This window comes from Pseudoalteromonas sp. SR44-8 (assembly GCF_014163635.1).
Taxonomy (GTDB): Bacteria; Pseudomonadota; Gammaproteobacteria; order Enterobacterales; family Alteromonadaceae; genus Pseudoalteromonas; species Pseudoalteromonas rhizosphaerae.
The window spans coordinates 1-7,414 of record NZ_JACJDS010000069.1 but is presented as its reverse complement, the minus strand read 5'-3'; the positions used below and the strand labels follow the sequence as shown (position 1 = coordinate 7,414).

Sequence of the window (7,414 nt, the reverse complement as noted above, 5' to 3'; positions counted from 1 at the left end):
TAGAACCTAGAACCTAGAACCTAGACTTTATTTAATACTTGACTATTTTACTCTGGTAATTAAAATTTGCACTCTTTAGTGCGGGGGCTCCATGAAGTTAACATCAAAAGGCAGGTATGCCGTCACAGCGATGCTGGATGTTGCGCTACATACAAATGTAGGGCCAGTTCCCCTTGCCGATATTTCAGAACGACAAGAAATTTCTTTGTCGTATCTAGAGCAGTTATTTGCCCGGTTACGTAAAAGTGGTTTAGTCAGCTCTGTGCGCGGACCTGGTGGTGGTTATTTACTCGGTCGAGAAACGCATGCAATTTCGGTTGGTGATGTGATCAACGCCGTTGATGAATCAATAGACGCAACCCGATGCCATGGTGCAACAGGCGGCTGTCAAAGCGGAATGCGATGTTTAACTCACACCTTATGGTCTGATCTAAGTACCAGAATAGAAGACTTTTTAAACGGTATTACCCTTGCTGAATTGGTGGAAAAGTCAGATGTGAAGGAAGTTTCATCTCGCCAAGATAACAGCGTTAATAATGCACTCAAGCAATTGGAAAATATTCAAGTAAGCTGCCAACTATAAGTTGGCGTCCAGCGGAGAAAGAAATGAAGTTACCGATTTATTTAGATTACGCAGCAACCACGCCAGTTGACGAGCGTGTAGCAAAAGAAATGATGCAATGCCTGACAATGGATGGCAATTTTGGTAACCCTGCATCACGTTCACACCGTTTTGGTTGGCAAGCTGAAGAAGCGATTGATCAAGCTCGTACTGATATCGCAGATTTAATTAACGCAGACCCACGTGAAATCGTTTTCACTTCGGGTGCGACAGAATCAAACAACCTTGCAATTAAAGGCGCAGCACAGTTTTATAAAAAGAAAGGTAAGCACGTTATTACCGCTAAAACTGAGCATAAAGCAGTGATCGACACCTGTCGTGAGCTAGAGCGTCAAGGGTTTGAAGTAACCTATATGGACGTTGAAGAAAACGGCCTACTTGATTTACAAAAATTAGCCGACACAATGCGCGATGACACAGTATTAGTGAGCATTATGCATGTAAACAACGAGCTAGGTGTAATTCAAGATATCGCGACTATTGGCGAAATGTGTCGCGAACGTAAAATCATGTTCCACGTTGATGCTGCACAAAGTGCCGGTAAAGTTTTAATCGACGTGCAACAGCTTAAAGTTGATTTTATGTCATTCTCAGCGCACAAAGTATATGGCCCTAAAGGTATCGGTGCTTTATATGTTCGCCGTAAACCACGTGCTCGTTTAGAAGCACAAATGCATGGTGGTGGTCATGAGCGTGGAATGCGCTCTGGTACACTAGCGACTCACCAGTTAGTTGGTATGGGTGCTGCATTTAGAGTCGCCAAACAAGATTTCGAAAAAGATCATGCTCACATCAGCGCGCTTCGTAAGCGTTTAATTGATGGCATTATGGCTGATATGGATGAAGTGTACTTTAACGGTACACCGGACCAATCAGTACCAGGAATAATTAACATCAGCTTTAACTTTGTTGAAGGTGAGTCGTTATTGATGGCTGTTAAAGATATTGCTGTATCATCAGGTTCTGCCTGTACTTCAGCAAGTTTAGAGCCTTCTTATGTATTACGTGCGCTTGGCCGCAACGATGAATTAGCACACAGCTCAATTCGTTTTAGTATTGGTCGTTTTACCACCGAAGAAGAGATTGATTATACCGTCAATTTAATGAAAAACTCTATCGGTCGCTTACGTGAGATGTCTCCTCTTTGGGAAATGCATCAAGAGGGTGTTGATTTAGATTCAGTTGAATGGGCTCATCATTAATTGACGAGCACATCCACTAGCAGGTAATGAGGATAGAATTATGGCGTATAGTGATAAAGTAATCGATCATGTTGAAAACCCACGTAACGTAGGTGTATTAGACAAAAATGATCCATCAGTAGCAACGGGTATGGTTGGCGCACCAGCATGTGGTGACGTAATGAAGCTGCAAATTAAAGTATCAGCTGCAGGCATAATTGAAGATGCTAAATTTAAAACATACGGTTGTGGTAGCGCAATTGCTTCATCGTCACTTGTAACAGAGTGGGTTAAAGGCAAGACATTAGATGAAGCTGCAATGATCAAAAACACTGATATCAGTGCTGAGCTTGAATTGCCTCCAGTGAAAATTCACTGTTCAATTTTAGCTGAAGATGCAATTCAAGCAGCAATTGCAGATTACAAAAGTAAACAAGCGAAGTAAGAGATAAATCATGGCAGTGACATTGACAGAAGCGGCAGTAAACCGCGTAGAATCATTTTTAGCAAATCGCGGAAAAGGCTTAGGCCTGCGCGTAGGCATTAAAACGACGGGCTGTTCAGGTCTTGCATATGTTCTTGAGTTTGTTGACGAGTTATCTGAAGACGACGAAGTATTTGAATCTAAAGGGGTTAAAGTAATCGTCGACGCTAAAAGCTTAGTTTATATTGATGGCACCGAGCTTGATTACACTAAAGAAGGTTTGAACGAAGGGTTTAAATTTATTAACCCAAATCAAGCTGATGAGTGTGGTTGTGGCGAAAGTTTCACAGTATAAACAATAAAGTGATTGTACTCTTAAGCCCTGCACCTGTAGGGCTTTGTTCTATCTGAATTTTAAGCCAATAGATTGTTGGCATGGTTGGAATTATGCGCTATTTTGAATTGTTTGCGATACCCGTTGATTACAATGTAGATTTGGCAAAAGTAACTAAGAATTACCTCGAACTCCAGCGTGCCGTTCACCCAGATCGCCATGCCAATGCCAGCAGCCGTGATAAGTTATTAGCCGTACAAAATACCGCAGAAATTAATGATGCCTTACAAATTTTAAAGCATCCGGTAAAACGCGCAGAATACATGCTGAGTGAATTGGGTGTTGATATTCGTGCCGAGCAGCAAACACTACAAGATCCACTGTTTTTAATGCAGCAAATGGAATTACGTGAAGAGCTTGAAGAGCTAAGCACAAGCGATGATCCAGACACAGCGATTGCTCAGTTCGAGAAGCAAATAAAACAACTAGACAGCCAATACAGTGCGCAACTTGCTGAGCAATTGGCAAGTAATGATGAGCAGCAATGGCAGTTAGCCGCTGATAGCATTCGAAAATTAAAGTTCGTGTATAAATTACGAGATGAATTAGAGCGTATTGAAGACAGTTTATTCGACGATTAATTATCTAACTTACTGCACCATTGGTAAGTCAAACAAGAGTTAAAGATCATTATGGCATTATTGCAGATTGCTGAGCCGGGGCAGAGCGCGGCACCACATGAACATAAGTTAGCAATTGGTATTGACCTTGGTACTACCAACTCACTTGTTGCGACAGTACAAAGTGGCGAAGCCCGTACATTAACCGATGTTAATGGCGCAGCCATGTTACCGTCTGTTGTACGTTACGCCGCTGATGGTATAACAGTAGGCGAACTTGCCGCTCAAGCTGCAACACAAGATCCTGTAAATACTTTAATTTCAGTTAAACGTTTTTTAGGTAAAACTCAAGCTGAAATAGAGCAAAGCTACGGCCAATTACCGTATGATTTTTGTCAGCATGATGGCGCATTAGCGATTACCACCGCGGCTGGCAACATCAGCCCAATCACCGCATCAAGCGATATTTTAAAAGCATTAAAGCAACGCGCCGAAGAAAGCTTTGCAGGGCAAGATATTTTAGGTGCCGTGATCACAGTACCTGCTTATTTTGATGATGCACAGCGCCAAAGCACCAAAGATGCCGCAGAGCTTGCTGGTATTAATGTACTGCGTTTATTAAACGAGCCAACTGCAGCCGCGGTTGCTTATGGTTTAGATTCAGGCCAAGAAGGCATTATCGCAGTTTATGATTTAGGCGGCGGTACCTTTGATATTTCAATCTTGCGTTTAAACCAAGGTGTATTTGAAGTACTGGCAACCGGTGGTGATTCAAGCCTAGGTGGTGATGATTTTGACTCATTATTAGTGGATCATTTTAAACGTGAAACCGGTGTGATGACGCTATCTCCATCAGTATTACGCTTATTTATTAATAAAGCTAAAGCTTGTAAAGAAGCACTAAGCCAATATGCTAAAGTGAATGTTGGTCTTGAGTTTGATGATGAAAAATACACGGTTGAAGTCACTCGCGAAAAGTTTGAAGAACTAGCCATGGTGCTGGTGAAAAAAACACTCCGTTCGTGTCGCCGTGCAGTTAAAGATGCTGGTATTACAAACGACGAAGTACTGCAAGTAGTTATGGTCGGCGGTTCAACCCGTATGCCAATCGTACGTAACCAAGTCGCTGAGTTTTTTAATAAAGAGCCGCTTACCTCTATTGATCCGGACCGCGTCGTTGCACTTGGTGCAGCATTACAAGCGGATGTGTTAGTGGGTAACAAGCCTGATTCAGACATGTTGTTACTTGATGTATTACCACTGTCGCTTGGCCTTGAGACTATGGGCGGCTTAGTGGAAAAGATTATTCCGCGTAATACCACTATACCTGTAGCACGAGCACAAGAGTTTACCACTTTTAAAGATGGTCAAACTGCAATGTCGCTGCATGTATTGCAAGGTGAACGAGAGCTAGTTGATGATTGCCGTTCATTGGCTAAATTTAGCTTAAAAGGTATTCCACCAATGGCAGCCGGTGCGGCGCATATTCGTGTGACCTTTAAAGTCGATGCCGATGGCTTACTTAGCGTATCTGCAATGGAAAAATCAACTGGCGTACAAGCTGAAATCCAGGTTAAACCATCGTTTGGTTTGTCAGATGACCAAGTAGCTAATATGCTTAAAGAGTCGATGACTAATGCCAAAGATGATATGCAAGCGCGTATGCTCAAAGAGCAACAAGTTGAAGCATTGCGTGTTATCGAAGCACTTTATGCATCATTAGCAACAGACAGTGCTTTACTTGCTGAACATGAATTAACTAACTTGAACGCTGAAATAGCGAAGCTAGTTACAGTTCGTGAGACAGCTACCGAGCCAAATCAAATAAAAGCAGCCATTGAGAAAGTTGATAACGCCAGCAGTAAATTTGCTGAGTTAAGAATGGATGCATCGATCAAAAAAGCACTGCAAGGGCAGTCAGTAGACAACGTTTAAAAGAGGTTAGAATGCCACAAATTATTTTTCTTCCCCATCCGGAATTATGTCCTGACGGCGCTGCAATTGATGCACCAAGTGGTGAAACAGTTCTTAATGTTGCACTTAAAAACGGTATCAGTATTCCACATGCTTGTGAAAAATCATGTGCGTGTACCACTTGTCATTTAGTTATTCGTGAAGGTTTTGACTCACTTGATGAAAGTGACGAGCTTGAAGACGACATGCTAGATAAAGCATGGGGTTTAGAGCCTGAATCACGCCTAGGTTGCCAAGCAATAATCCGTGATGAAGACTTAATAGTTGAAATACCGAAGTACAATCTCAATATCGTTAATGAAGAGCATTGATTTAAAGCGCAGCTATAAGTTGTAAGCCTTAAGCTTTAAAGAAAACACCGCGCTCAATTTGAACGCGGTGTTTTTGTTTATAAAGGTGGAAAATTGCGCGAGGTAAACTCGCGCCTACGGGTTTGGCATCAATGTTTGAATTTGCGTAGGAGCCGGCTTTAGCCGCGAAAGATTTAAGTGATTTATTCACAAAGAGGTTAAGAGTGCGCTGCGCTTTAGAGATAAGTGAAGGGTATATCTTCTCATTTACGCTCACGCGGCTACGGTTTGGCATCAATGTTTGAATTTGTGTAGGCGCGGCTTTATGTCGCGCGGTTGTATTGAGATGTTAGATTTTAGGTGGAGCTAGTCTTTGCCTTTGACCTAGTACCTTTCACTTATCGGTGGTGAACATAACATTGGCTATATGCCGTAATAATTGCTTTGGAGGTTTTATGAATAATCTACTATTTAACAACTCTTTCATTAACGGTGAGTTTTACTCCACTGAAAAACACTTTAGTGTTGATGATCCCGCTACACAGCAAAGCATCATCATGGTAAGTGATATCGATGATGATGGGGTTCATAAAGCCATCAACGCCGCTCACGGCGCATTTATTAAACTCAAAGCCACCAATGCCACAACGCGTAGTAATGTATTAATGCGTTGGTTTGAACTGGTTATGCAACATAAACAAACTCTTGCTGAATTAATGACTAAAGAGCAAGGTAAACCATTAAAAGAAGCCCTTGGTGAAGTTGAATATGGGGCTGGGTTTATTAAGTGGTTCGCAGAGCAAGCCAAACGTAGCTATGGTGATGTGATCCCCGCCACTGATGACAATCATCGTTTAACTAGTTTTAAACAGCCTATTGGTGTGGTTGCAGGCATAACTCCTTGGAATTTTCCAATTGCTATGGTTACCCGTAAAGTTGCACCAGCCTATGCCGCTGGGTGTAGCTTTGTACTAAAACCTTCGGAACATACACCTTTATGTGCTTTAGCATTAGCTTATTTGGCTGACCAAGCCGGTTTTGAAAAAGGCGCTTTTAATGTATTGCTCTCTGAAAACGCTAAAATGGTGGGTGAGTTACTAACTGAATCTGAACTTGTTCGTAAGTTCACTTTTACCGGTTCAACGGGCGTAGGTAAGCAATTACTTGCACAATGTGCCCCTACTATTAAGCGTACTTCAATGGAACTTGGTGGTAACGCGCCGTTTATTATTTTTGATAATGCCGATTTGGATGAAGCGGTAACGGGACTTATGGGGGCAAAATTTAGAAATGGCGGGCAAACTTGCGTCGCGGCTAACCGTATTTTTGTACAGCGTAGCGTGCTTGATCAAGTTGTCGATAAATTAGCTAAAAAAGTTACAGCACTGAAAGTCGGTAATGGGCTTGATGACGCAACAGATATAGGGCCGTTGATTTATCCTAAAGCTAAGCAAAAAGTACAAGAGTTGGTTGCAGATGCCAAAGCAAAAGGTGCGGTACAAATAGGTGATAATGTTGAGCTTGGTGGTAACTATCAAGCACCGCTTATTTTAAATGGGGTAACTGCGGAGATGGACATTTACCATCAAGAAGTTTTTGGCCCGGTGGTGAGTATCATTGTATTTGATGAAGAGCCTGAAGTTTTAGCACTGGCCAACGATGTGCCTTATGGTTTAGCTGCTTATTTTTATAGCCAAGATTTGAAACAAATATACCGAGTGAGCGAAGCGTTAGAGTACGGTATGGTAGGTATTAACGAAGGGTTAATATCAAACCCCGTCGCACCGTTCGGTGGGGTTAAGCAGTCAGGTCTTGGTCGCGAAGGTGGCCACCAAGGGCTCGACGAGTACCTCGAAGAAAAATATGTGTGTATGAAAATTTAGCTTTAGAGCGGTAAGCTATAAGTTTTGAGCTGTCCGAGTGCTTTTTAAGTGTTGACATAATAATTTGCAACGCTCAAATTTTTGGC

8 protein-coding genes are annotated in these 7,414 nt (G+C 42.2%); all 8 read left to right on the top strand.

The genetic code is table 11. From position 1 onward, the window contains the following. Positions 1-91: 91 nt before the first annotated feature. The 8 genes from iscR (at position 92) to H5183_RS21120 (ending at position 7,328) form a co-directional block, all read left to right on the top strand. Complete coding sequence (iscR, locus tag H5183_RS21155) at positions 92-583, top strand: Fe-S cluster assembly transcriptional regulator IscR (RefSeq protein WP_145236527.1); 492 nt, start codon at positions 92-94, stop codon at positions 581-583. A 23-nt stretch (positions 584-606) separates the two neighbouring features. Further along, positions 607-1,824: an IscS subfamily cysteine desulfurase gene (locus H5183_RS21150; RefSeq protein WP_145236530.1), complete on the top strand. Its 1,218-nt coding sequence runs from the start codon at positions 607-609 to the stop codon at positions 1,822-1,824. A gap of 40 nt (positions 1,825-1,864) precedes the next feature. Next, positions 1,865-2,248 (top strand): Fe-S cluster assembly scaffold IscU, encoded by a 384-nt coding sequence (gene iscU / locus H5183_RS21145; protein WP_145236533.1) that lies wholly within the window; start codon positions 1,865-1,867, stop codon positions 2,246-2,248. 10 nt (positions 2,249-2,258) lie between these two features. Beyond that, the gene (iscA, locus tag H5183_RS21140; RefSeq protein ID WP_182732654.1) at positions 2,259-2,582 is read left to right on the top strand and encodes an iron-sulfur cluster assembly protein IscA; all 324 of its coding nucleotides are present in this window, start codon (positions 2,259-2,261) and stop codon (positions 2,580-2,582) included. A gap of 92 nt (positions 2,583-2,674) precedes the next feature. Then, on the top strand, positions 2,675-3,202 hold the full coding sequence (gene hscB, locus H5183_RS21135; RefSeq protein ID WP_149980539.1) for a co-chaperone HscB: 528 nt from the start codon (positions 2,675-2,677) through the stop codon (positions 3,200-3,202). A 51-nt stretch (positions 3,203-3,253) separates the two neighbouring features. Continuing rightward, positions 3,254-5,116 carry a Fe-S protein assembly chaperone HscA gene (hscA, locus tag H5183_RS21130; protein ID WP_145236544.1) on the top strand — a complete coding sequence of 621 codons (1,863 nt, stop codon included), beginning with the start codon at positions 3,254-3,256 and terminating at the stop codon, positions 5,114-5,116. A gap of 11 nt (positions 5,117-5,127) precedes the next feature. Next, entirely contained in the window at positions 5,128-5,466 is a 339-nt protein-coding gene (gene fdx, locus H5183_RS21125) for an ISC system 2Fe-2S type ferredoxin (protein WP_145236547.1), read from the top strand. A 434-nt stretch (positions 5,467-5,900) separates the two neighbouring features. After that, on the top strand, positions 5,901-7,328 hold the full coding sequence (locus tag H5183_RS21120; protein WP_182732653.1) for an NAD-dependent succinate-semialdehyde dehydrogenase: 1,428 nt from the start codon (positions 5,901-5,903) through the stop codon (positions 7,326-7,328). The last annotated feature ends 86 nt before the right edge of the window (positions 7,329-7,414 follow it).